The organism is Thermodesulfobacteriota bacterium (assembly GCA_035325995.1).
GTDB lineage: Bacteria > Desulfobacterota_D > UBA1144 > Nemesobacterales > UBA2774 > JADLGH01.
In genome coordinates, this window is record DAOKYU010000010.1 from 21,024 (window position 1) to 45,903 (window position 24,880).

Sequence of the window (24,880 nt, forward strand, 5' to 3'; positions counted from 1 at the left end):
TCGATGTCTTCGGCGGGGCAAGTCGGGTGGTTAAATGGAACAGACGACCGGGCGATGCTATGAATTTCCAAGTCGGCTACGTCGATATCCTGCGCACGTGGTGCGCCGGCCCGGAGGGGTATTGCTGTGCTGCTTATGCAGCTTGCAATATTATAGTCAAGGAATTCTTGATGGATTGCTGGCGGAAAACTGAATGGGTTCCTGCTATTTTGATTTGAGCTGCTTTCGAGCTGTACTGGAGGTGCTTAATTGCAGTCGGTCGGGGGCGTCCGAATACTCACTTGCTTGCATTCGTTGCAGGAATGACAGACATGTGATGATTCCTCGCTCGCTCGGAATCGTGGCGGATCAAAGGAAGATTGCCGCGGTCGCGCGGGCGCTCCCTCGCAATGACGGGGTAAAGAAATAAATCACCCTTGCTCCCCTCCGGCTTCGCTGAATCTACGCCGCGACAAGCCTTTTTCTAAGGGAGGATAAAGGTGACGGAATGACGACACCTGCGAACGGCCCTACTTGTTGGATTTATATACCTCCGCGCCGCCGCGGGGGACTTCGAGCACCATCTCCTTGGTCATGTAGCCAAGCACCTGTATAAACTTCGCGACGAGGCCCGTCCATCCCGTCTGGTGGCCGGCGCCTATGCCCGCTCCGTTGTCGCCGTGGAAGTATTCGTAGAAGAGGATGTGGTCCCTGAAGTGCGGGTCGGTCTGGAACTTCTCCGTCCCGCCGAATACGGGCCTCCGGCCGTCCTCACCCTTCCTGAAAATTTTGATGAGACGGTTCGCGATTTCGATGGCCACGTCGTAGAGGTCGAGGAAGTTCCCCGAGCCGGTCGGGCACTCGACCTTGAAATCGCCCCCGTAGAATTTATAGAGGTGGAGAAGCGAGCGTATAATGAGCCCGTTTATCGGGAACCACACGGGCCCGCGCCAGTTGGAGTTGCCGCCGAAGAGGCCGGACATCGATTCGGCCGGCATGTACTCGACTTTGTATTCCTGGCCGTTGACCCTGAATATGTAGGGATGGTCCTTGTGGTAGCGGGAGAGAGAGCGTATGCCGTAATCGCTCAGGAATTCGTTTTCGTCGAGCATCCGCGCGAGGACCCGCCTTAGCTTGTCCTCGTTCAATATGGACAGAAGATAACGCCCGGCGTATCCCCTTTCGGCCGGGGGATGGATGGTCGAGAGGAGCTCCTCCATCCTCCCGAGCCGCCGCCGCATTCTTTCGGTGAACGTCGGGAACTTTTCCGCCACGCCGGCGTCGTATACCGTCGAGGCGCAGAGCGGCAGGAGCCCCACCAGCGAGCGCACCTTGAGCCTCGTGGCACGCCCGTCGGGCAGCCTGAGGATGTCGTAGAAGAAGCCGTCCTCCTCGTCCCACATCTCGTCGTGGCGGCTCCCCGTGTGGTCCATCGCAGAGGCTATCCAGAGGAAATGCTCGGCGAACTTGACGGCCATGTCCTCGTAAGTCGGGTCGTCGTGGGCGAGCTCGAACGCGATTTCGAGCATGTTCTGGCAGAACATCGCCATCCACGCCGTGCCGTCGGCCTGCTCCAGGTATCCCCCCGTCGGGAGGGGCGAGCTCCTGTCGAATACGCCTATGTTGTCGAGGCCGAGAAAGCCGCCTTCGAAGACGTTCCTCCCGCTCCTGTCTTTCCTGTTGACCCACCACGTGAAGTTGAGCACCAGCTTGTCGAATATCTGCTTCAGGAAAGCGATGTCCCCCTTCCCGGTTATCTGCTTCTGGGTGTTGTAGAGGAAGAGGCTCGCGAAGGCGTGCACCGGGGGGTTGACGTCGCTGAAGTTCCATTCGTAGGCCGGTATCTGTCCGTTCGGGTGGAGGTAGACCTCTTTCAGCATGAGCTCTAGTTGCTGCTTCGAGAAGTCGGGGTCCACCATGTCGAGGGATATCGTGTGAAAGGCGAGGTCCCACGCGGCGTACCACGGGTATTCCCACTTGTCCGGCATCGAGATGATGTCGTCGTTTATCATGTGGAACCATTCCTTGTTACGGACGTTGCCGTTGGGCTGCTGTATGGCTATGCCGGCCCCGTGCTCGCGGAGCCACTTGTCGAGGTCGAAAAAGTAATACTGCTTCGACCACAGCATCCCGGCGAGCGCCTGTCTCATGATGCTCTTCGAATCCTCGTCGAGAGTCTCGGGCGTGATGAACGAGTAGAAGTCGTCGGCCTCTTTTTTCCGCGCGGCGAGGACGCCGCCGAACCCGGCGAAAATCTCCTGCCCGGTGCCGCGCCTCTTCCCGCGGGAGAGTATGAGCCTTACGGACGCTTCGCCTCCTGCGGGGACGTTCAATATGTAGTGAGCCGAGGTTTTCGTGCCCGTCCCGGCGGGGTTTACCGCGCCGTCGGAGTTTTTCATGACGTAGTCGTTTATTCCGTCTTTTACGTACGGGGAGGGGTTACGCGCTCCGAATATACGCTCGCGGTTGGTTTCATTCTCGGTGAAGAGCAGGCCGGGCTTTCCCTCGCAGTAGAGGTACATGGGGCCCGAGGCGTCGCTCGATGCCTCGACGGCGGCCGTGCCTTTCGGGGATCTTACGGCCTTGACGACGGGCTTCGGGCCGCCGTCTCCCCAGGACCAGGTGTTCCTGAACCAGAGCGTCGGAAGGACGTGGACGGCCGCCGCTTCCGGACCTCGGTTACAGACCGTGATGTTTACGAGCATGTCCTCCGGCCCTTCCTTCGCGTACTCGACGAAGACGTCGAAGTAGGCGTCGCCGTCGAATATGCCGGTGTCGACGAGCTCGTACTCCAGATCGGCCCTCGACGCGTACCTGTTCCTCTCGACGAGCCCTGTATAGGGGTACCCGGACTGCGGGTATTTATAGAGGTATTTCATGTAGGAGTGCGTCGGGGTGTTGTCGAGGTAGTAGTAATATTCCTTTACGTCCTCGCCGTGGTTGCCCTCGGAGTTCGTGAGGCCGAAGAGCCGCTCCTTTATTATCGGGTCCTTCCCGTTCCAGAGGGCGAGCGCGAAGCAGAGGACCTGCCTTTCGTCGGATATGCCGGCTAGGCCGTCCTCGCCCCACCTGTACGCGCGCGAGCGGGCGTGGTCGTGGGGGAAGTAGTCCCACGCGGTCCCGTGCTCGCTGTAATCCTCCCTCACCGTCCCCCACTGCCTCTCGCTGAGGTAGGGCCCCCATTTCTTCCAGGGTGCTTTTCCTTCCTTCGCCTGTATCAGCCGCTCGATCTCGGTATTGTCCATCTATGAATTCTCCTCCTATGAATTCTCCTCGCGCGTGTGTAAGGTCAGTTGCGTTCGCGGCCGGCGTGAGCCGTCCCTGAATTATAATCCGCCTACCCGGTCTACTGCAATATTGCATCGCGGGGCAGGGCCCGGGCTATGAAAATGCGTGTGTTCGCCCGGGCTTCCGGACGCCGCCGGCGGGGCGCCGGGGGAAGGCTCGTTCGACGTATCTACATGTGTAGTTTCTTAAAACATTTTCATCGACACGAAATACGCGATGTGCTAGAATCAGAAATGAAGGGGTTATAGCTTAACAAATATAAAGCATAGATAAAGACTATCCTTTGCCTGGTGTGGGAGGAGATGACAGTGAGTGAATATTTGGGTGGAAGACGGGCTTCCATATCGCAGGGCTTTCTCTCCGGTCTCCTCGAAGACAGGCCCGGGGAGAGTCCGGGCCCCTTTTCCCCTACGGCCCCGGCCGGTTTCTCCATAACCGGCTCCGAATCACGCTTTGTCCTCGCAGACAAAAGATCCGCCGGGTTCCCGGGCTTCGCCCCGGGCAGGCTCTTCGGGGGCTTTTTCGCCGATACCGCGTCTCTCCGGCGTTTAATATCGAGGAATTACAGGCTGTTAATCGTATCCGATAATTCGTTCGCCGGATATGAAACCCGGGGGTTCCATGGGTGAGACATGGTTATCATGACGACAAAGATGAGCGTGAGTCCCCGGCGGAGGAAGGAGCTCGCTCGCTCTCTCAGGGGGATGCTGGAGCCTGTCCGGCTCGAGTCGGGCTGCCTCGGCTTCGACCTCTACGTGGACACGGAGGACGAGGGCACGTACATACTCGTCGAGGAATGGGAGACGAAGGAGGACTTCGACAGGCACCTCCGGGGCGGCGACTACAGAAGGCTCCTCGTGCTCATGGATATCCTGAACGAGCCGCCGGAGATAAGCATAAGCGTCATCTCGCAGAGGTCGGGCATGGAGTACCTGGAGCAGGTTATAGGTTTACACTAGCCGTTCGGGAAGCAATGGGGGGCGGTCCGCTTCCCGGCGGCTGTAACGACGGAACCAAGTAAGTGACAGGAGGTAAGTGAAATGAAGAGACTTATTATCTACACGCTGCTCGTCCTGGGGCTGCTTCAGGCGTACGCCCGGGCCGACGAGCAGGCCCCCGCGGAGGGCGGAACGGTAGCCGAGGCTGTCGAGAGCGAGATGCCCGTTCTTAAGGGCGATACGTGGATGGTCATGGACGAGGACGCGAAGATAGCGTTCATATGGGGCGCGGGCCACGTCGTGGTTATAGAAGAGGTCCTCATGGAGAAATACCCGGACCAGAAAAGGGACACGTTCGTGACGAAGGTCGTCGAGGCGTCCAACGCTTCGCCGGCGACGATGGCCCAGGTAGCGGCCGCGATAGACAAGTTCTATGCCGAGAATCCCGACAAGATGGATGTGCCCGTGATGGCCGTGATATGGGAAACGATGGTGAAGCCCAACATAGCGGCCGGCATAGCGGGTCAGCCGCTCGATTAAGGCCGCAGAACGAAAGAGGAGATTTGAAATGAAGAAAATCACATACCTGATCCTTATAGTCCTGATAGCCCTGCCCTTTGCGGGGTGCACGAATATGTCGAAGACCCAGCAGGGCACGCTGAGCGGCGGAGTCATCGGCGGCGCGGCCGGAGCCGGTATCACGGCCATCGCCGGGGGCAACCCCTGGGTCGGCGGTGCGATAGGCGCGGGTGCGGGCGCTCTCACGGGATACATGATAAGTAAATAAGATCCGTGCCGTACGAGCGGCGTGCAGGGATAACCGGCTGCATGGGCCTCGCCCGGGCCGGGAGCGCCCGGCGGCCGCATGATATGCAAGGGCATTTGTTGATTCGAAAGTCGTGCTGCAGCATAGTCCGCGGCAGTGGAAAGGGGGCCGCAGCTCGATTTAAAACACTTTTTTGGAGGTATGGGAAATGAAAAAGTATGCTGTGGAGTTCATAGGGACTTTCTTTTTCGTGCTCACGGTGGGTCTTACGGTTCTGGACCCGGGAGCCGGCGTCGGCGCGCCGCTGGCCATCGGCTCCGTGCTCATGGTGATGGTGTACGCGGGCGGTCACATTTCGGGCGGGCACTACAACCCGGCCGTGACGCTCGCGGTGTGGATGAGGGGGAGATGCCCCGCGCCGGACGTGCCCTTTTACATGATAGCGCAGTGGCTGGCGGCGATCGTGGCGGGGGTTCTCACGCTTTACCTCAAGGGCAATCCGGTTATCACGGCCATGGCGCCCAACGTCGCCCACGCATTCATCGTGGAATTTCTTTTTACCTTCGCACTGGCATATGTCGTGCTGAATACCGCGACGTCGAAAAACACGGCCGGGAATTCGTACTATGGCCTGGCCATAGGTTTTACGGTCGTCATAGCGGTTTATGCTGCGGGGGCGATTTCCGGCGGGGCTTTTAACCCGGCGATAGCGCTCGGCATAACCGTCATGGGCATATCGACCGCGGCCAACATCTGGATTTTCCTCGTGGCGGATTTTCTCGGCGGGGCGGCAGCGGCCCTCGTTTTTAATGCGCTCAACCCGGACGACAGGTAACGGAAGCGGTGGCATTTCGTCCGCCGGGCCCCGGCGCCGATAGCCGTTATTGGCCGCAGCTATGAGAGAAGCAAAAGGAAACGCCTCCCGGCGGCGGCCTCGATCGAGCCCTGAGGCCCGGGGAGTTTATCTCCTACCCCTATTGCGGGACCCGGGCCGCGGCCTTCTCCGAAGATATGCCGTGGCCGGGGTCCGTTTTCGAGGCGCAAGGTTTTGCCGGACCGCGAAGCCCGGGAGCGCACCGGCCGGGGAGACGCATATCGCCGTCCGGGCCGTCTTCGCAGTGAGTAAACAAAGGGGGTGTGTTGTGAGAAAAGTCCTTGCAGTGTGGGTTTTGGCGGCCGTCTCGCTCCTCGCGGCGGGCCTGCCCGCCGGGGCGCAGACGGAAGAGGGGGTCGAGGCGAAGACCGGGCCGAAGATAGAGCCCGAGGCTTTCGCCGACCTCGTGGAAATGACGGGGTTTCTTTCGAAGGCGGAGAGGTTCAGCTTTACGGCCGACGTCGAGTACGACGTTCTTCAGGGCAACGGACAGAAGCTCGAGTTCGGCGGCGCTCACAAGGTCGTCGTCGTAAGGCCGGACAAGCTTTATTCCGAGGTCGTCAGCAGGGACGGGACCAGGAAGATATTCGTCTTCGACGGGAAGGATATTTATTACGCCGACCTCGCGGAGAACGTCTACGCCACCGTCCCGAGGCCGGGGGACATAAACCAGGCAGTCGATTACTTTACGGAGGACCTCGACATGCCGCTGCCCATAGGGCAGGTGGTTTCTAGCGACGTCGGCGAAATGCTGAAGAAAGAGGTGTACGCCGGGGGGTTCGTCGAGCAGGACACGGTACACGGCGTCCTTTCGGAGCACCTTGCGTTCCGGACGCAGAACCTGGACTTTCAGACGTGGATAGCGTCCGAGGGCGATCCTTTACAGACTAGGCTCGTCGTGGATTACAAGACGTTTCCGTCGTCGCCGCAGTACAGGGCGGATTTTAAGGAATGGAATTTCAAGCCGGAGGTCGAGGATTCTCTCTTCGTGTTCAAGCCCGCCGACGGGATGCAGAAGATCGAGTTCGCGCCCGTTCTCAGGAAGAGCATAAAGACCGAGGAGAAAGAGGGGGGGAAGAAAAATGACGCACAATAGAACATGGCTCAGGCTTTTCATATTCACGGCGGTCTTCGTATTCGTCGCCGGCGCGGCGCTCGACGCCTATTCCCGCGGGGGAAGGGGAGGGGGCAGAGGCGGAGGCGGCGGCCACAGGATGAGCGGCAACAGGAACATAAGCCGCAGCGGCCCCGCGCGCTCGGGCTCCATGAGGTCGAGCAATTTCAACCGCGGCTCGCGGTCTTCGGAGCAGATGAGCCGGTCGGGTTCTTCGCGCCAGCTCGGCCAGGGGAGTCATCAGCAGGCTCGCCAGAAGGCCCAGGACTTCAAGGCGAATAACCCGGATGCCGCGCAGAAGATCCAGGACAACCGCGGTGACCGTCAGGACGACCGCCAGGACTGGAAGGACCAGAACCGCGAGGACTGGCAGCAGTATGGGAGAAACGCGCGGAACGACAGGCAGGAGTATTACGAGCACCACGACTATTACGAGTATCACGACGACTGGGAGTGGGGCGAGAATGTCGAGTACCCCTATGCAGCGGCCACGGTGATAGCCCTCGGGACGGCGCTCACCGTGTCGGCGTTCAACTCGCTCACGTGCACGCCGACCGTCGTAACAGTGGGGGCGGTCACGTATTATCAGTGCGGCCCCAACTGGTATAATCAGGCGTATCAGAACGGGGACGTGGTCTACATGTCCGTGGCGGCTCCGCCGGGCTACTGATCGGGCGGCGGTGACTGCGCCCCACGCGCTGAACAAGAGTGCAGCGTGAAAACGTGAGATATAAAACGGGATTCCATACCTGCGTCCGCTACCTGCCGGTGATACTGCTCGTGGTGCTCGCGCTGTCGCAGATATACCTCGTCAAAACCGCGTCGCTGAGCCCGTGGGCAGGGGGAGGGTTCGGGATGTTCTCTACGCCCGACGCCCCCCGGAGCCGGACTGTCCGCGCCTTCGTGCTCACGCCCGGCGTGAGGCGCGAGGTAGAGATTCCGGATTACCTTGAAGACGCGGCGCTCCGGGCGGCGGCCTTGCCGACCGATTCCAGGCTGACCGCCCTCGCGCTCGGAATCGCCCGTGTGCAGACGCCAGAGACGGCGACGCCCCGGGCCGTGGTGATAGAGGTCTGGAAGGCGGAGTACGACCCGGAGACCCTCGCGCCTTCGCCGAGGATCGTGAAGTCGCTGGAGGCCGCGGTTGAGTGACGCCGGGGCGCAGGTGAAAGGGAGACTCAGGCGGGGGCTCGCCTCGATAACGGGCATGGGCGCCTTCGACCTCGCGCTCCGTCTCACTCTCGTGGATTTGCTACTCCGCCCGGTGGGCGGGTGGTCGGTACGCCCGTTTACTCTCGCGCTCGCGGCGCTCGGGCTCCTCGCGCCGGGGCTTCTCCGCGCCCCCGTGCTGTGGCTCGGGCTCACGGCTCTCACGGGCCTCCGGGTCGTCCTCGACTGGCCTCTCCCGGACAACCATGCGTACCTCCTTTTCTACTGGTGCCTCGCCGTAACCCTTGCGCTCTCGCTCGGCGATCCGGAAAGGCTCCTTTCGATAAACGCGCGGCTCATGATAGGGCTCGTGTTCGCGTTCTCGGTCCTCTGGAAGCTCGTGCTGTCGCCCGATTTCATGAACGGGACTTTCTTCGGCGTGACTTTGCTCGTCGATCCCCGGTTCGAGGGGTTCGCCCGCGTCGCGGGCGGGCTTTCGGCCGGGGGCTACGATGCGCTCAGGGATTTCATGCTCGGCGGCGGGGCGTATTACGCCGGAAGCGGCATCTCCGAAATCCCCCCGAGGCTGGCGGCCCTCTCCCGCTTTCTCACATACTGGACCGTAGCCATAGAGGCCGCTGTCGCCGTATCGTTCCTCGCGCCGGCGCGGATTCGGGTCTCGGGGCTAAGGGATTATCTCCTTATATTATTCTGCGTCACGACGTACGGCGTCGCGAACGTGGACGGGTTCGGGTGGCTCCTCCTCGCCATGGGCGCGGCGCAGGCGGAGGAGGGGAGGGGAGAAAAAGAAAAGAACAGGGTGCGGCTCCTCTACGCCGCTGCGTTCCTCCTCATAATCTTCTACGGCTACTATACCTTTTCGCGTCTGTTGTGATCGTGCGTTACGCGCCCGGCTCGACAAACTGAACTATCGTCCTGATCGACGGGAAGTGCTCTTCGTGCCAAACGACGACGAACCTGCCGTCGGGCGCGGCGGCGACGTCGGGCATGAACGACTTTATCGCCTTCGAGATTACGACGGGCTCGCCGAACGTCTTTCCGCCGTCGGCCGAGAACCTCATCTTGATGCTGCGCCTCACGGCCGTCGAATCCTCCCACACGACGGCGACCCGGCCCTTGTCGTTTACGGCTATTCCCGGCTGGTCGGGGATGGACCCCTCGGCCGAGTCGATTTTCAGCGGCGCGGGCATCGCGGCAGTCTCGGACCTGGAGAACAGTATCTCCGGCACTCCCGCCGTGCCTTCCGTATACCAGATCACGTAGACCTCGCCGTCGTCGCCTATCGCCACCTCGCCGCCCCTGTGCGGGCACGACTCGAGCTTCCACCCGTCGTCGTGAACCACGGCTTGCTCGAACTCGCCGCCTTCGCCGAGCGCGAGCACCATGTTGCGGACATTGCCCTCGGCGACGCCTCTCCAGAGGGCGGCTTCCTTCCCGTCCGCCGCCGCGACGCTGACCCTGCAGCAGACGCACGTCTCGCCGCCGAACTTCACTTCTTTACCCACGGCCGCGCCCTTACCGGATACGGTCGTAAGGAACGTGGCCGGCTTGTCCCATCCTCCCCTGCTGTCTATCCACGCGGCTATCACGTCCCCGGAACCTGTGGCTGCAATACCCTCGAACGTGTGGGATATCGGCCTGTCCTCGTTAATCATGATCGGCGCGTCGAACGATTTTCCTCCGTCGAGGGACCGGGACAACCTGAGGTCGTTCGCGAAGACGACTCCCTCGGGCTTGTCCTTCGACGACGCCCACGATACGTACACCTCGCCGCCGGGGCCGGTTACGATGCCGGGCGACTGGTGGACGGAATCCACCGACAGCCCCCCGGGGTTCACGCGGACGGGTTTCTCCTCACCCGTTACGGGCTTTACGACGTAGAGGTCGTTCGAGTCGTGGCCCGCCGCGATCCACGCGACGTAGACGCCGCCCTCGCCGTCCGCCGCGACGGAAGGGCCGGAGACGTGCACCTCGTGACCGTATCCGGCGTGCGGTATCTCGATCCTCTCGCCGAGGGTGAAGGCGTTTGCCGTGCCTTGCGGCGCTTCGGCCTCGCCGCCTCGTTTCGAATAGCTGTGTAGGTATAACATCGCCCCGAGGACGATTACCAGCGCCGCGATCAGGATTACGGGGTTCTTTATTTTCATTTTCGTTCTCCCGGGCGAGACGACCGCCCCCGCCTTCGGGCGGGAGCAGCCGCCGGCCGATTGATAATTATCTTATACTTTCATGATTGAACGCGTAGCTCATGTTGTTCCGGCTGAATGCGTTGGTGACGCTGTTCTGGTTGAGCGCGTTGCTCATGGCGACGCCCTCGGGTGTTGCGCCTTTTTGCCACGTCCACTGTATACCGCCGTAAAACGCCCTGCCGTCGCCCGGGTAGAAATATCTTCCGTTGGCGTCGTCGACTACCACGCCGGATATGTAGTTCTTGTCGAAGACGTTGCTGAGCTCGGCGAAGAACATCACCCCGGCGAACTCCCAGCCGACTTCGAGGTTGAATATCGTGTACGAGCCCGCTTTGGCGGTGTTCTCGCTGTTGACGTAATAACTCTCGAAGACGCTCTCGACGCTCGGCGCCACCCATACCCCGACGGGCATGTCGTACCTGAGCTCGCTGACGAAGTAGTGAGGCGGGGCTCCCGGCAGATCGTTGTCGCCGAAGACCGGGTCGTCGACGAAGACGTAGTGCGAATAGGTGTACGAGGTTATCGACCTGAGCGTGTCGCCCGAGGCGAGCGGGTTTCTCCACGCAAGGTTCTCGAGGAGCAGTATGTCGGCCCCGGCCTCGACGCCGAAATGCCGCGTCCTGTCGATGTTCTGGTATTTCGGCACCGTGAACGGTGCGTCCGGGAACGGCTGGACATTCACGTTCTGTATCTCGTCCCATATTTCGTAGTCGTAGACCGAGACGTCCCACCTGACCCTGTCCCAGAGCATGCCGCGCGTTCCCAGCTCGAACTGGAGTGCCTTCTGGGCCTTTAGCGAGCCGAGTCCCCCGAGGTTTCCAGGCGAGGTGAGCTCGACCATTATCGGCGGCTCGTAGTTCGTCGAGACGTTGCCGAAGAACTGGACGTCGGGGTTCGTCTGCCAGATGAAGCCGACCTTCGGCGTTACGGAGAAGAAGTCCGTTTTGCCGGAGGCGTCGTCATCGTCCACGAGGAAGTGGTCTTTAACGGTCCTGTGGGCGTACTGCACGCGCGCTCCGCCCAGGATTGAGAACTGGGGCGCGAGGAAGAGCTGGTCCTCTATGTAATACGCGGTGAGGAGGGATTTGTTGTCCTGGTCCTTCGTTTTCTCACCCCGCTTTCCGAAGTCGTTGGCCCAGTTCTGGTCCTGCTGGAGGGTGTAGTAAAACTGGACGCCCATGGTGAGGTTGTTGAGCATGCCGCCTATGCTCGTGTTGTAGAGATACCTGAGCTCACCGCCGATGTTGTAGGTATCCATGTCGAGGACGGCGAAGCTGAGGGGGTGGTCCATGTTGGTGATATTGACCTGGGTCAGGAACTCCAGTGCCTGGTTCGTCCCTATGGGCTTCCTCACGCCGAACGCGATCCTGTAGTAGTCGTAGAACCGGCCCTCGTCGTAGAGGACGCTCTCGGGGTTGGCCTGTCTCGGGTTGTCCTTGTATTCCTGAAATGTGAGCGCCCCCGAGTAATTCTCCTCGTTGCGTACGTAAGTCACGTCGAGCCTGTAGGACGTGCCGTCGTCTGCTTCGTATCCGAAGTTGCCGTAGGCCCTTCTCCTCGCCTGTTTTCCGTGCTTGCGGTATGGGTCGAGGAGCTCGGTATCGGTGAGGCCCGTGTAGAAGTCGAAGGGCCCGTAGACCTGCCCGGTGCCGAGGTAGTTCTTGAAGTAGCCGAAAGAGCCGACCTGGCTCCTGGCTTCGAGGAGCCCGGCGTCGTAGCCCGTCTTCGTGACGAAGTTGATCGCGCCGCCGAGTGTGTTGCCGCCGAACCTGAGCGAATTCGCGCCTTTGAAAATCTCTATGTACTTCAGCGTCAGCGGTTCTATCGTCTCCAGGTCGCTGAACCCGTCGGCGTTTCCGTATACGTAGCCGTCCATGAGAACCGTTACGCCGCGGAGATGGAAGTTGCTCCTGAGGCCCGAGCCGCGGATGATTACCTGCGAATCGTCGGCGTACCTGTTTCTCACTATTACGCCGGGGACATAATTGAGCATGTCTTTTAAGGTGTTGGCCCTCGACTCCTCGATTTGCTTCTCGTCGACGAAGCCGACGCCCCCGGGCGTCGAATCTATCATCATCATCTCGGCTTCCTCCGGGGAAAGCATTCTGTCGGGGGTCGAAAGGTCGATGGGCTTGTCTTCGACGACGACCGTTTCCATCGTGTGCTGCTCCGTGTGATCCGCGATAAGAATATCCTGTTCCTTCTCCTCTTGCCCGAATGCCGGGAGCACGGCCGGGACGAAGAGGAGGAATGCAAGTATAAAAGTCCGCATGATTCTCCTCCAAGGTATGTGTAGCGCTCACGGGAGCCGGAGCCGGTTGCGGCCGTTCGCGGCGCGCCGGGGCGTTGGATGCGGGATCGAGGGAAGCTTGCAAGTCCTCGACGGTCGCGGGGGCTGTGGAAACAAAGGAGGCAATCCCCGCGCCATAAGCCCCCGTCCGGGCGGACCGGGACCCGTGGTCTTATGTATGTAAAATGAAAAAAATCAGGAAACTGCGGAGGAGAAAGGCGGGGCGCGTGTAGAGATCTTCCTGGTTATGTCTTTTACGTATGCCTGCTCTTCGAGCGTGGGCATGTAAATTACAAGCTCTTCCCTTACGGGGGAGCTGAATCTTTCGGTTTTGGTGAAGTGCGGCCTCTTGAGATCGCACGAGTAGCAGACGCAGTGCTTTTCATGTCCCTCTTTGCCCGAATCCTGGAAGAACTCGGTCAGGACGTGGACTGTCGGCTCTGCGTTGTGAGTGGGGCAGTGCTCGATCGAGTACGCGAGCTCGTGCTGCGCGATTGCGGGCGGGATGTAGCTCAGAATGGAATACGAGACGAAGCTCACCGTGAAAACGGCGATCAGGGAGATTATGGCTGTGCGTTTTAAAAATCTGTTTTGCATTTGCCGGGCCCGCAACGAGAACAAAACTAATTAAACCGGATTTGCCGGTTATGTCAAAGAAGCGGGGCGGGCGTCGGGCGCGGGGGCGTGCGGAGCGTTCAGTGGGGAAATCGCGCGGCGAAACGCGGTTTGAGCCCCGTATGAGGGTGTAAAGTTACGTATGTATCTGCACGGGCGGTGCCCCTTTGCGCGTCGAATAAAAAGAGTCTCCGCAAAACATTGATTTTGCCGGAATGATCGTTATAATAAAACCACTTCCGGAAACCGGGATGAACGGGTGGCTTGACCACTCGCTCCAAATCCGCTAAAAATTTAGGTATTCTAAAACTTAACGTTGCAATTGGTGTGGGCTGTTAGCTCAGCTGGTAGAGCAGATGACTCTTAATCATCGGGCCGTGGGTTCGACTCCCTCACAGCCCACCATTTGCGAGAGTGGCGGAACTGGCAGACGCGCAGGATTTAGGATCCTGTACCACCCGGTGTGGGGGTTCGACTCCCCCCTCTCGCACCAAAACCCAAGCCCGTTCGAATTCGACGACACGCATTCCCGTCGAGCTTTCCGTTTAAGGCCCTGCCGTTCGCTCCGCAATTTATCGGGGGACTGTTTTCCATGGACGATATAGCCGCGAGAGTTTTGGCCGGCGTTATGCCGGACGCCCCGCCGGAGGCGCCGTGACGGTGAGGACGGTTTGTCGATCCTTCAGCCCCGCGTCGATTTTCCGAGGACGAAGTACAGGCAGTGGTAGGTTACTTTTATCCTGTTATTTTCGCTGAAGTCGGTTTCGTAGACCCTGGTCAGCTCTTTTACGAGGGATGGGTTCTTGTGCGTATAGCCCTTGTTGCTGTTGTTGGCTCCTATCTTTCTCACCGACATGAAAAAATCTCTCACGGAGTCGAAGTACATATACTCGAGCGATTCCTCGCATCTCACCCCGCCGCCCGGCCCTACGATTTGCGCGCATATTCCTCGTAATTCCTCCAGTGTGTAGAACGACTGCCCGGGTGGAGCGCTCTTCTCCAGCCCGAGGTTCCGCATCGCTTTCCTGTAGGATTGGTGGAGCTCGGAGAATGTGAGGGAGCCGAAGGTCGAAAAACACAGTACGCCGTTATCCGTCAGCGCCGAATAAAGCTTTTCGAGCGTGAGAGGGGTATCGTTGAGCCACTGGAAAGAGGCGTTCGAGGCTATGAAGTCGAAATTCTCTTCGAAATTCATTTCCTCGACATCGGCGCACAGGAATTTTACATTGTGCCTGCCGAGCTTGCTTTCGGCCAGCTCGATCATCCCGGGGGCGATGTCCACCGCCGTGACCCGCGCGCCGGGGAAGCGCCTTATCAGGAGGTCTGTGAGATACCCGGTCCCGGAGCCGATATCCAGTATCGCATCGATGGAGTGCTCCTGTCCAGGGTCGGCATGTTCGATCAGACGCGAAGCCATTTTTTTCTGAACGTGAGCGTACAGGTCGTAATTCTTCGCACTTACGCTGAAGTGCATCTTTACCAGTCGTTTGTCGAGCATGGCCGCCGGACCTCGAAGGGGGAAGGGTGACGGAACAATACCTTCCCTTTTATATCCGGGCAAGCACGGGTCCCCGACCTCGTTTCGCGCTATATTCGGCTAGGGTCAATAAGTCCCTGGTTACAGGTACTGAAGCCGGGTCGGGATTGGGTATCTGCTCGCGCCTTCGCCGGGCGCATTCCCTCACCCCTCTCGCACAATTTCTCCGAATACGGCCTGACCCATTTCCTGATATAATTCCCACCGTGAGCGATTCTACTTTAGATGATTTGAACGAAAGGTTTTCGATTCCGGGTTGTTTAACGTTTAAGAAAGCTCCCGGAGGATTGATATATGCGGAAGTGAATAACGACTCCGCAGCCGCCCGCGTATTCCTGCACGGCGCTCAGGTGACTGATTACGCGCCGGTGGGAAGCGAGCCTTTATTATTTCTAAGCGCCCTCAGCCGGTATGAAGATAATAAAGCTATAAGGGGCGGGGTGCCGGTAAGCTGGCCGTGGTTTGCCGACCATCCTACCGACGCATCGAAGCCTGCCCACGGTTTTGCAAGGATCACGGAATGGACGGTAAATAAGGCCGGGCTCGTATCCGGCGGGGAGACAAGCATTACGCTAGGACTTGCGGACAGCGGAGCGACACGGGATCTCTGGGATTATTCCTTTGAGCTTGATCTCGATATTTCGATAGGGAGCGCGCTCGATCTTGTTCTCACAATGAAAAACACGGGCGACAAGCCGTTCTCGATCACGAGCGCTTTCCACGGCTACTACAATATAAGCGCGATTCAGGATATAGCGATTAGCGGTCTGGAGAATGCCGGCTACATCGATAAAGTGGACGGTTTCAAAGTGAAAAAACAAAACGGCCCCATTCAAATATCGGACGAGACCGACAGGATATATATGCACACGGAAAAAGAGTGCGTGATCTCGGATCCGGGATTCGACAGGAATATACGTGTCAGGAAATCAGGAAGCAGCTCGACTGTAGTCTGGAACCCGTGGAAGGAAAAAGCGCGGAGCATGAGCGACCTCGGAGACGGTGACTATCTTCGTTTTGTCTGCGTCGAAGCCGCTAATGCGGGCGACGATATTGTTCATCTCCCTCCCGGCGGCGAGCGCAGGCTGGGACTGAACGTTACAACTGAAGAACGTTAGACGTTCAGAATATGTGCTGCGTATACGGTCAAGGGCCGCCGTATTATATCCGGATGTTCCCGTTATGGGCGAGAGCTGCGGTATTATGCCTTATGCTTTCGCCGCACGCCTTCTGTATATCGAGAACAAAACGCCTGCCAGCATCAGGGCCGCGGCCGCAACGATCATCCCCCACTCGCTGAGTGTGGGTACGCTTGTTACGGGTATCGCTTCAATCCCTGCAAACGCGTCCGCGGCGGATAACATCGAAAGAGCGATAAGCGCGAGAATCAGCCTCATATTCAAACCTCCTGGGATAGGTAGAGTATAAATGAATTTCCAATATCCTGCTCATCATAGAATTATCATACGGTGGAATCCATGTCAATCCCCGGGAGACGGGTCCAGTTGCAAGGGGCCGCCGACGAGCCGGCGGCCCCTTGCCGGAAATGGCGAGAATACAGCTTACTTCAGATCGCTCAGGGACGCCCCGAAGTTAATGTGATACGTCTGCCCGTCGAGCACAAGCGCGGGGACTGACTTTACCCCGGCGGCCTCGGCCTCGGCGAGTCTCCCCTTCTGTTCGCCGAGATGGACGACCTCGACCTCGTACTTGTTCGGGTCGAGCGCCTCTGCGACGCCCCTTTCCGCGCTTACGCATACGGGACATCCCGCGTGATAGAAAACGGCTTTACTCATCTGTTTGAACCTCCTGAATAATAGTATCGATTCGATACTATTATCTCTCGTGCGTGCGGGATTGTCAAGCTGGTTTCGACACGATACAATTATAGTCGTGAAGGACGACGCTAAAATACTGTCCCTTGTCGAGCGGCTCGGGAACCTGATGCGGGCCGGGGCGCGCGCCTCGGGCGACGGCCTCGAGCCCGTGCACAGGGAAATCCTCGGGTACCTGTCCGTTTGTAACCGCTATTCCGACACGCCGGCCGGCGTCACGGATTACCTGGGCGCGACGAAGGGGACGACGTCCCAGAGCATAGGGGTCCTCGAAAGGAAGGGCCTCGTCAAGAAGCGCCCCGACAAGGAGGACGGGAGGGTGGTGCATCTCGTCCTTACGGCCACGGGCCGGAAGATGAATGGAGGCGGCGACGTCCCGGAGGCGTTCGCCGAAGCGCTTTCGGAGATGGAGCCCGGGGAGAAGGAGACGCTCGTGCGGCTCCTTTCGAAAATCCTCACGGGGCTCCAAAGGCGAAACGGCGGACGGACGTTCGGCGTCTGCCGGACGTGCAGGTTCTTCAGGGAGAACGCACTTCCGCGCTCGCACCAGTGCGGCCTTACACTGGAGCCGCTTTCTGACGTAGACAGCCTTAAAATCTGCCGCGAGCATGAGGGGGCGGCGTAGGGGGTGATTTTTGTCTTACTAGTTAGTTTTGTTGGATTTGAGATGTGATAAGATGTATTTATATGTATCATCAGCAATAAAAGATGGGATCTGGTTCCGTATCTTGTACATGAATGTTAGATGGCACTTCTTCAATTTTCTGCCGCTACCGCAATAACAACGCCAGTAGTTTCTTATCTCTTTATTGCTCAGGTATTTGACAAAGGTCAGAATTATTTTGGGATCCTCTGTTTCCAAAATCTCAGAATAAAATTCGAAGACGCCAGCAGGTCCATGCGCCCATTCGCCAAATAGCCAATCCCCAGTTAGCTCATAGTATGATTGACTTAAAAGGAATTGATATACAGGTCCCTCAATAAAAGATATGATCGATGGATTTTGCGAGAGACGTCTGTAACCTTCTTCTCTTACGAATAAACATGCCCTTCCGTCATCTCCAACAATGTGACGATCTATCGTTCTTGGTATTCTTCCCTGTGTCTCACGCAGTATCGGCATATTAACAGGATAATCTGGGTGGAATTCTATCTCTATTTTATATCTATCAATTTCGCTGCCATTTTCAGGGTCGATGATCGGGAAGATACCCTTTAGGCGCAGCTTATCATCATCTGAAACTAGTTTGAGGCTTCGATACTTTATTTTGATGATTTGTTCAATTTCGCTGCATATTTCGCTAATAGTTAGTGTTTTCTTCTTTAATCTTTTCTTGCCCATGGTCGTACTGGATTAGCTATACCTGCCGCGACTTTCTCTATGACTTTGATACGTTCAGATTTAGATTTGCTTGTTGCTTCTCCGAAAACGGTTTTCCATCCATATGTATCGATGTCGAATAAAGTACTCCTAGATGCGTTACCGAGTGAAGTCTTGATATAATCATCAAACATGTCAGAAAGGTCGTTGTTTGAGTTAGCAGGATCTTCAATAGTATAATCGTTAATATTGTCTCTCATCTCTTGCCAGAGATGAACTAATTTCTCATCAATTGTACCGTCGAAGTCGTTTAAGATTTCTATTGTTAATAATTCCAGGATAAACGTTCTAACAGATATGTCACGCCTAAATTTCCATAATTTCATCAGCTTAATGATGTCCTTTAAGCCACTATTCTTTACGTGATCAATGTGTTTTTGCAGATTCGTTTTCTGTCGTTCTTTCTCAGCTTTAGCATAATACAAGAAAGCATCTTCTTTTTTGTCATCAGTAAACCTCCCAGGTACTACGTCAATATTACAGTCAACTCCAAGTGTTGATGGGTCTGAACTTTTCAATCGGAGCGAGGATGTTTTGGGTTCAACTAAATATTCTTTTTGTAAAACTTTGTGCACATTATTGTAGATATCCTTTAATGTCTCACCAGCTTTGTCGTCATCATTCTCAAAGTAACATATGACATCAAGGTCATACGAGTCCTTAATCATGGTGCCTTTGGCTTTAGATCCACCATATCTTATCGTAGGGTTACTCTCTTCGAATTCATTTCGGAGTAAATTTTCTACTTCATCACGCTTAGCTGTCAGATTCTGTAGCTCGTCGCTACCCTTTGACAGCTTCTGGTCTTCAAGAACTGCCTCTAAATATTCTTTAGCTATCACTATTTACCTCCAGAGTGAAATTAAACCCTTCTTTACCATTGTTGTAATCGTAAACGATGAGAGGAGGATGCGCCTTATGTAATAATTCTCTACCGCACAATACTGCTATCGGCGCTGGGACAGCAGGAAAGAGATGGATCTTCTTTATATTTTTATTTTCGGCAACTATCATTGCTAAAATTTCTTGATATTTTTCTCGAAATCTTTCTAAATCATCTTTAGTTTTTAGAAATCCAGGATATGGTTTGGGAGCATCGAGGCTGATTTCGTAAATTGGGAGTTTCTTTATTATTTCTTCAGGAAGGTTCTCTTTATGTATTTTGCCACTGAGTGATAAAACTAAAGCAACTTCTTGGCTATCTTCCCCCTCGGATAATTTATTAATTGTATATATGAGTTCGTCCGCTTTCTCTTTCCATTTCCAACACTGTGTGTCGCGATGTCTTTGGTATAGGTGAACTGTAGTTTTATTTCCTATACAAAAGCCTAAATGTATCAATAGAGGTATGGGACCAATTGCAAAAACTGAAAGATGATCAACTGAGTTATTTCCAAAGCCCAGCCTGTAGAAGGCATCGATTTTTTCTGTTATTGCTAATTTCATTGTTTCCCAGTAAGGGGTCTCACCATCTCCGGGAAGTCCTGTCAGATCAATTTCTACACATCCGTTACTTAGATAATTTGGAAATATAGCTTCTATCACTTCTGAGTCGGATATCTTTACGATCTCCCCTCCTATGTTTGCCTTAAGGCGTACGAGTGTAGTGATGCACTCAGGAATAGCAGAACAGATTATGTCAATCCGTTCTTCGTGCATCTTTTTAAAGGATAGTAGTAAATCTTTGGGGTAATCGTTTACATGGTCAGTGCTATCGATTAGTATGTGGTGTTTGGTGCAAACGAGCATTAGGTTCTCAAATTTATTTCTCTGGTTTAATGGTAATGGATCATCTCCGCGTGGGCCCGTAGGTTGCCATGAAACAATATGCGCAATGTTCGAATAATTAGTTTCTTTAAGGGTTAATCCATCTTTTAGAAGATATTCATTACAACCATAAAACTCGCATCGCCCTCTAGCTGCAACCCAGAGCTTCAGTTGTACAGATGCATGAATTTTGGGCCTTCGTTCTTTACCAGGCTTTTTGGCCTTTTCTGAGCTATCTTTTTTGTCATGTAGTCGGTGTTCGATTGGAAATTGAGTTTCATCGTCCATTTAATTCTCCTACTGCATCTTTAACCTGCCTATCAGTATATGCGGTAGTTCTTGTAATGTCAAACATGCAAACTATAATGCCAACGCGTCAGTGTTACTGACTATTAAAGGTCAGCGTAGTTGACGTGGAGTTGTTTTATGTTATAGTAAAAATTATATGTTTGAGGTGTGTTATGGATAGCGAAAAACAGTTATACACAAAAATTGGTAAGCTCATCCGCGTCCAAAGGAATAAGAAGAAACTTACTCAAAATGAACTAGCTATGAAAGTTGGGCTAACAAGAACTTCTATTACGAATATAGAGAGCGGTTCACAAAAAATCCAAATACACGATCTTTACTCTATTGCACAAGTTTTTAATATACCCGTCCAGTCGTTATTGCCCGAGATTGAATTAAGCGATACGAATATCATGGACACATTACCTAGCGGGTTAAAGCCTAATGTACAAAAATGGCTAGTGGATCTTTTAGACCAAGCAAGGGAGGGTACACGCTATGAAGATAAGAAGAAAAATGGAGATACAAAATAAGGTCAAGGAGTTACTTCTAAGAGCTGACATCAAGCGTCCACCTGTTAACGTCAAAAAAATCGCACGAATATTAAAAGCAGAAATACATGAAGAAAAATTTGAGGAAGACGATGCAATTTCAGGTGTGCTAATTCAGGATAAAAATAAAGTCATTATAGGAATTAATTCAGCTCACCCTAAAACACGTCAAAGATTTACTATAGCACACGAGATTGGCCACTTATTGCTTCATTCTCATTCAGGGCCGCATGTCGATAAAATCTTGCCTTCTCTGGTAAGGTTGCGAGATGATGTCTCTTCTCTTGCGATTGATGAAGATGAGATAGAATCCAATACCTTTGCGGCTGAATTGTTAATGCCAGATTTTATGTTACGGAAGGATTTCCGAGAACTAGCATCAGAAGAAATGTTTGATGAGGCAGATATAGATAAGCTAGCTGATCAATATAAAGTAAGTATACAAGCTATGACCTATCGACTAATCAACTTAGGACTAATAACTTCTCACACATCCTAGTTCAATTGTTAAGTGTGTATTCTCGCCTGCCCATAAGTGTGATTGTTAATCCCGAGTCATACCGTTATACTATCACCCGATTCGAATTACCCCGGAACGGGTCTTCCGGACCTTTGGTGTTCCAGAGCGCCGCGGCCGAAGGCGGAAGCGGCGAAGAGAAGGGGTATTAAACGGTCCGGTTGATTACCGTTATCGGAGCTTCAAACTGGCTTCAGGTTTTGCTTAGGGCATACCCGCCTCCGGCTTCGTAACAATCAAAAAATACGCGCGCCACGGAAGACCTCTATCTTTCGCGGACGAAAAGAGCGAGCACATGACCACAATTCAGGCGGAGACCGGCGGGCTTTCGCGCGCCAACACGAAGATACGATTTTCCCCGAACACCGAGTTCGAGAGGGAGCTCAGAAAAAGAGTTTCGATGTATTTCGGCGAAAACGACCTTTCCAGCAAGGACAACGCGCATATGTATCTGAAGAGCGCTATCGCCGTCGGGTGGGTCGCGGCGTCGTATGCGCTCCTGGTCTTCGCCGGGCTTCCGGCGTGGGGGCTCCTGCTAGCGGTCGTATCCCTGAGCCTGGCGCTGAACGCTCTTTCCTTTAACGTGATGCACGACGCGCTCCACGGGGCGTATTCGGAGCGCACGTGGATCAACAGGGGCATGGGCACGTTCCTCGACCTCATCGGCGGGAGCTCGTATCTGTGGTACAGGAAGCACAATTACTTCCACCATTCGTATCCGAACATCGCCGGGCACGACGACGACATAGAGGCGGGGATATTCGCGCGGCTGAGCCCGCATCACAAGCGCTACTTCTTTCACCGCTGGCAGCACATATATATATGGTTCCTCTACGGTTTCCTGGCGATAAAGTGGCACGTGTTCGATGATTTTTACGTCTATTTCACCGGGAAGATCAACGGCCACGAGATCGAGCGCCCGAAGGGGTGGGACGCAGTGATATTCTTCGGCGGGAAGCTCGTTTTCTTCACGCTGGCGTTCGTCGTCCCGTCGTTCTTCTATCCCGTGCTTAACGTGATTGGGTTTTATGTTCTCGTGACGCTCCTCCAGGGGCTCATAATGTCTGTCGTTTTTCAACTCGCGCACTGTAACGAGGACGCGGGATTTCCCGTCCAGCCCGCGGGCTCGGAGCAGATGGAGACGAGCTGGATGGTCCATCAGCTGAGCACGACGACGGACTTCGACAGGAACAACACGCTCCTTACGTGGTATCTGGGCGGGCTCAATTTCCAGGTGGAGCATCATCTGTTCCCGAGGATATGCCACGTAAACTATCCGGCCCTATCGCGCATCGTGGAGGATACGTGCAAAGAGTACGGCATTACGTATAACTCCTACGGGAGCTTCTTCTCGGGGCTCAGGGCGCATTACAACTGGCTCCGGACCCTGGGGAGGGCAGACGCGGACGGGATGGCTTAGCCGGGGGCGGAGCTTCCATCTTCGGAGCGCGGATGGCGGGCATGGTCCGTGAGATTGCCGCGGGTACTCTGCACCCTCGCAATGACTGGCAAAGGTAAACCCCCACCCAAGCCCTCCCCCTTTGGAAAGGGGGAGGGGAAATTTAGTGGTATGTATTGCATGTCAGAGATGGCGTAAAGTATCCTGCCGGGTCTCTATATCCAAGCGCCCTTTATGTCTACCTCTCTATGAAGTAAAATCAGGGTCATGTCCGACCGGAAAGACGACGCGCTACGTCCGCTGAGCGAGAACCCCAACCGCGCCCGCGACCACCTGGCCAACGAGCGCACGTTCCTCGCATGGGTGCGCACCGGCATTGCCATCGTAGTCTTCGGGTTCGCCATAGGGAGGTTCGCCGTCGCGATACACCAGTTCATGGGCGGCGACGAACGTACCGCCGGGCTTACGGTGTGGCTCGGGACCGTGGCGATAATAGGCGGGGTGCTGCTGACGCTGGCGGGGCTTATTCGTTACAGGAGCACTTACAGGCAGCTCGAAAAGGGCGAGTTCGCGCCGGCCGGGTTTATCGTGGACCTGATAGCTATCGTGACGGCCGTTTTCGGGCTCGCGCTGGCGGGATACCTTATATATATCGAGCTCGGGGGATAGGTATTTAGAGAAAACGCACCGTAACCGGGCAGGCGGCATGACTACACAAGAAAGGCACAAAGATAGATACTGAAACAAGTTCCCGGCTTCGCTGAAAGCTGCGCCGCGACAAGCAGAATGACGGATTGAAAGGATGACGGATAGATGGTGTCGCGGCCGCGGCACCTGGTGGCCCGCTGGCCCCGAAGGGGTATTGCCGCGCCGTTTACACGGCTTGCAATATCAGAGGTTCTCCGCAAATTCTTGAAGCCTCCATGGATCTCCCGCATCATAACTATTACGCTCATGGGGACGGGTTATTTACACCCTCAAATTCCGGGTATAATTACAAACTTTTAATTATGATATAAGAGCTTATCAATATTGTATAAATTTATCCCCGAGAACGAGCGAGGTAGAGTCAGATGAAAGTCAGCCTTGAAAATTTAAGTGCGACACAGAAAAAAGTGGACGTCGTGATTCCGGCCGAGGTGGTGAAAGAAAAGCGCGCCGAGGTGTTCGGCGAGATAAGAAAGACCGCGAAAATAAAGGGGTTTCGCCCCGGCAAAGCCCCGGCCGGTGTCGTGGAATCGATGTTCAAAAAGGAGATACTCGGCGAGACGGCGACGAGGCTCGTGACGAGCTCGCTCGAAGAGGCGCTCAAGGAAGTGTCGGCGCACCCGATAAGCAGGCCGGAGATTAACCCGCCGGACCCTTTCGAGCTCGACAAGGACTTCGAGTATTCCGCGATATTCGACGTGCTGCCCGAGGTGGAGCTCGGCGAGTACAAGGGCCTCCCGCTCAAGAAGGAAGTTTCGGGGATAACGGACCACGACGTAGAGCACACTATCGGGCATTTCCTCGAGCACAGGGCGGAGGCCAGGGCCTACGAAGGCGAGCACGCGGCGGAGAAGGGCGACGTCGTGATCGTGGACTTCGAGGGATTCATCGGCGACGAGCCGGTGAAGGACCTAAAGCGCGAGGGGCTCCGGTTCGTCGTCGGCGAGGGCAGGGTCATCCCCGAGTTCGAGGAGAACGTGGTCGGGATGAAGAAGGACGAGGAGAAGGAGTTCGAGGTACCTTACGGAGAGGATTTCCAGATTAAAGAGGCGGCGGGGAAGACCGTCCGCTACAGGTTCAGGGTGACGGACGTTCAGGAGAGGATCGTCCCCGAGCTCACGGACGAGCTGGCCAAGGAAGTGGGGCAGGAGAGCGCCGAGGCGCTCAGGGCGCAGGTGAAGAAGGACCTCGAGGCGCAGGCCGAGCAGCAGACGAAGACCAAGCTCAGGCAGGCGGCCGTCGAAGCGCTGGTGGAGAAGAATGCGGTCGAGGCGCCGCAGAGCCTGGTTAGCGAGGAAGTAACCCGTCTCACCCGGAACACGGCGCAGGGGCTCCAGCAAAGGGGCATCCCGGCGTCGGCTATCGGGGAAGAGGCCAGGGCCGTCATCCATGAGCGCGCGGACAAGAATGTGAGGGCTTCCATACTCCTCGCGGAGATAGCGAAGAAGGAGTCGATAACGGCGACGGAAGACGACATCGACAGGAGTCTTTCGGAGGTCGCCGCGGGGTATAATGTGACCCTGGAACAGGTGCGCGAAGTATACCGCCAGAACGACATGCTGGAGGGCCTCCACGCGAACCTCGTAGAGCAAAAAGTCATTGATTTTATTATAGAAAATGCAGCGATCGAGGAGGTTAAGGGGGAGCCGAATCACGTTGACAATAAATAGGAGA

25 protein-coding genes and 2 tRNA genes are annotated in these 24,880 nt (G+C 55.8%); 17 read left to right on the plus strand and 10 right to left on the minus strand.

Going from position 1 to position 24,880, the window contains the following annotated elements; all coding sequences use genetic code 11:
• Window positions 1-509 precede the first annotated feature (509 nt).
• Window positions 510-3,224 carry a glucosidase gene (locus PKC29_12540; protein ID HML96246.1) on the minus strand — a complete coding sequence of 905 codons (2,715 nt, stop codon included), beginning with the start codon at window positions 3,222-3,224 and terminating at the stop codon, window positions 510-512.
• A 684-nt stretch (window positions 3,225-3,908) separates the two neighbouring features.
• On the opposite strand from PKC29_12540, the gene PKC29_12545 reads away from it, so the two are divergent.
• The 8 genes from PKC29_12545 to PKC29_12580 all read left to right on the plus strand — a co-directional run bounded on the left by PKC29_12545 (window position 3,909) and on the right by PKC29_12580 (window position 9,003).
• The gene (locus PKC29_12545) at window positions 3,909-4,226 is read left to right on the plus strand and encodes an antibiotic biosynthesis monooxygenase (GenBank protein ID HML96247.1); all 318 of its coding nucleotides are present in this window, start codon (window positions 3,909-3,911) and stop codon (window positions 4,224-4,226) included.
• Window positions 4,227-4,307: 81 nt separating this feature from the next.
• The gene (locus tag PKC29_12550; protein HML96248.1) at window positions 4,308-4,745 is read left to right on the plus strand and encodes a hypothetical protein; all 438 of its coding nucleotides are present in this window, start codon (window positions 4,308-4,310) and stop codon (window positions 4,743-4,745) included.
• A gap of 28 nt (window positions 4,746-4,773) precedes the next feature.
• Entirely contained in the window at window positions 4,774-4,992 is a 219-nt protein-coding gene (locus PKC29_12555; protein HML96249.1) for a hypothetical protein, read from the plus strand.
• Between the two features lie 187 nt (window positions 4,993-5,179).
• Window positions 5,180-5,806, plus strand: coding sequence for an aquaporin (locus PKC29_12560; protein ID HML96250.1), 627 nt, complete (start codon window positions 5,180-5,182; stop codon window positions 5,804-5,806).
• Window positions 5,807-6,113: 307 nt separating this feature from the next.
• Window positions 6,114-6,941 (plus strand): DUF2092 domain-containing protein, encoded by an 828-nt coding sequence (locus tag PKC29_12565; GenBank protein HML96251.1) that lies wholly within the window; start codon window positions 6,114-6,116, stop codon window positions 6,939-6,941.
• Window positions 6,928-7,629, plus strand: coding sequence for a hypothetical protein (locus PKC29_12570; protein HML96252.1), 702 nt, complete (start codon window positions 6,928-6,930; stop codon window positions 7,627-7,629). Before PKC29_12565 ends, PKC29_12570 begins: the two co-directional genes overlap by 14 nt.
• Window positions 7,630-7,682: 53 nt before the next feature.
• Entirely contained in the window at window positions 7,683-8,111 is a 429-nt protein-coding gene (locus tag PKC29_12575; protein HML96253.1) for a hypothetical protein, read from the plus strand.
• Window positions 8,104-9,003 carry a hypothetical protein gene (locus PKC29_12580; protein HML96254.1) on the plus strand — a complete coding sequence of 300 codons (900 nt, stop codon included), beginning with the start codon at window positions 8,104-8,106 and terminating at the stop codon, window positions 9,001-9,003. The genes PKC29_12575 and PKC29_12580 overlap by 8 nt, the downstream gene beginning before the upstream one ends.
• 7 nt (window positions 9,004-9,010) lie before the next feature.
• Here the strand turns inward: PKC29_12580 and PKC29_12585 are convergent, their stop codons facing one another.
• The 3 genes from PKC29_12585 to PKC29_12595 form a co-directional block, all read right to left on the minus strand.
• A complete protein-coding gene (locus tag PKC29_12585; protein HML96255.1) occupies window positions 9,011-10,276 on the minus strand; it encodes a sialidase family protein in 1,266 nt (421 codons plus the stop codon).
• 67 nt (window positions 10,277-10,343) lie between these two features.
• Entirely contained in the window at window positions 10,344-12,590 is a 2,247-nt protein-coding gene (locus PKC29_12590) for a TonB-dependent receptor (protein ID HML96256.1), read from the minus strand.
• A gap of 213 nt (window positions 12,591-12,803) precedes the next feature.
• On the minus strand, window positions 12,804-13,205 hold the full coding sequence (locus PKC29_12595; GenBank protein ID HML96257.1) for a hypothetical protein: 402 nt from the start codon (window positions 13,203-13,205) through the stop codon (window positions 12,804-12,806).
• A gap of 347 nt (window positions 13,206-13,552) precedes the next feature.
• Here PKC29_12595 and PKC29_12600 point away from each other — a divergent pair.
• A tRNA-Lys gene (locus PKC29_12600) sits at window positions 13,553-13,628 on the plus strand.
• A 3-nt stretch (window positions 13,629-13,631) separates the two neighbouring features.
• Window positions 13,632-13,716 (plus strand) — tRNA-Leu (locus tag PKC29_12605).
• Window positions 13,717-13,905: 189 nt separating this feature from the next.
• Here PKC29_12605 and bioC read toward each other — a convergent pair.
• Window positions 13,906-14,721 carry a malonyl-ACP O-methyltransferase BioC gene (gene bioC / locus PKC29_12610; GenBank protein ID HML96258.1) on the minus strand — a complete coding sequence of 272 codons (816 nt, stop codon included), beginning with the start codon at window positions 14,719-14,721 and terminating at the stop codon, window positions 13,906-13,908.
• Between the two features lie 245 nt (window positions 14,722-14,966).
• Here bioC and PKC29_12615 point away from each other — a divergent pair, with 245 nt between their 5' ends.
• Window positions 14,967-15,878 (plus strand): D-hexose-6-phosphate mutarotase, encoded by a 912-nt coding sequence (locus tag PKC29_12615; GenBank protein ID HML96259.1) that lies wholly within the window; start codon window positions 14,967-14,969, stop codon window positions 15,876-15,878.
• A gap of 90 nt (window positions 15,879-15,968) precedes the next feature.
• Here the strand turns inward: PKC29_12615 and PKC29_12620 are convergent, their stop codons facing one another.
• A complete protein-coding gene (locus tag PKC29_12620; GenBank protein ID HML96260.1) occupies window positions 15,969-16,157 on the minus strand; it encodes an IPTL-CTERM sorting domain-containing protein in 189 nt (62 codons plus the stop codon).
• Window positions 16,158-16,322: 165 nt separating this feature from the next.
• Entirely contained in the window at window positions 16,323-16,556 is a 234-nt protein-coding gene (locus PKC29_12625; protein HML96261.1) for a thioredoxin family protein, read from the minus strand.
• A 97-nt stretch (window positions 16,557-16,653) separates the two neighbouring features.
• Here PKC29_12625 and PKC29_12630 point away from each other — a divergent pair, with 97 nt between their 5' ends.
• Window positions 16,654-17,220 (plus strand): MarR family winged helix-turn-helix transcriptional regulator, encoded by a 567-nt coding sequence (locus tag PKC29_12630; GenBank protein ID HML96262.1) that lies wholly within the window; start codon window positions 16,654-16,656, stop codon window positions 17,218-17,220.
• Between the two features lie 18 nt (window positions 17,221-17,238).
• Here PKC29_12630 and PKC29_12635 read toward each other — a convergent pair whose 3' ends face one another.
• From PKC29_12635 to PKC29_12645, 3 genes are read right to left on the minus strand one after another with little or no spacing between them, the layout of a single operon-like run.
• A complete protein-coding gene (locus PKC29_12635; protein HML96263.1) occupies window positions 17,239-17,937 on the minus strand; it encodes an SEC-C domain-containing protein in 699 nt (232 codons plus the stop codon).
• Window positions 17,919-18,818, minus strand: coding sequence for a nucleotidyltransferase domain-containing protein (locus tag PKC29_12640; protein ID HML96264.1), 900 nt, complete (start codon window positions 18,816-18,818; stop codon window positions 17,919-17,921). Before PKC29_12640 ends, PKC29_12635 begins: the two co-directional genes overlap by 19 nt.
• Window positions 18,808-20,031 (minus strand): SAVED domain-containing protein, encoded by a 1,224-nt coding sequence (locus PKC29_12645; protein HML96265.1) that lies wholly within the window; start codon window positions 20,029-20,031, stop codon window positions 18,808-18,810. Before PKC29_12645 ends, PKC29_12640 begins: the two co-directional genes overlap by 11 nt.
• 173 nt (window positions 20,032-20,204) lie before the next feature.
• On the opposite strand from PKC29_12645, the gene PKC29_12650 reads away from it, so the two are divergent.
• From PKC29_12650 to tig, 5 genes are all read left to right on the plus strand, one after another.
• Window positions 20,205-20,564, plus strand: a complete 360-nt coding sequence (locus PKC29_12650) for a helix-turn-helix transcriptional regulator (protein HML96266.1) — start codon at window positions 20,205-20,207, stop codon at window positions 20,562-20,564.
• Window positions 20,530-21,081, plus strand: coding sequence for an ImmA/IrrE family metallo-endopeptidase (locus PKC29_12655; GenBank protein HML96267.1), 552 nt, complete (start codon window positions 20,530-20,532; stop codon window positions 21,079-21,081). The genes PKC29_12650 and PKC29_12655 overlap by 35 nt, the downstream gene beginning before the upstream one ends.
• Before the next feature lie 313 nt (window positions 21,082-21,394).
• Window positions 21,395-22,519 (plus strand): acyl-CoA desaturase, encoded by a 1,125-nt coding sequence (locus tag PKC29_12660; GenBank protein ID HML96268.1) that lies wholly within the window; start codon window positions 21,395-21,397, stop codon window positions 22,517-22,519.
• Window positions 22,520-22,765: 246 nt separating this feature from the next.
• The gene (locus PKC29_12665) at window positions 22,766-23,167 is read left to right on the plus strand and encodes a DUF202 domain-containing protein (GenBank protein ID HML96269.1); all 402 of its coding nucleotides are present in this window, start codon (window positions 22,766-22,768) and stop codon (window positions 23,165-23,167) included.
• Between the two features lie 404 nt (window positions 23,168-23,571).
• Window positions 23,572-24,876, plus strand: coding sequence for a trigger factor (gene tig / locus PKC29_12670; protein HML96270.1), 1,305 nt, complete (start codon window positions 23,572-23,574; stop codon window positions 24,874-24,876).
• The last annotated feature ends 4 nt before the right edge of the window (window positions 24,877-24,880 follow it).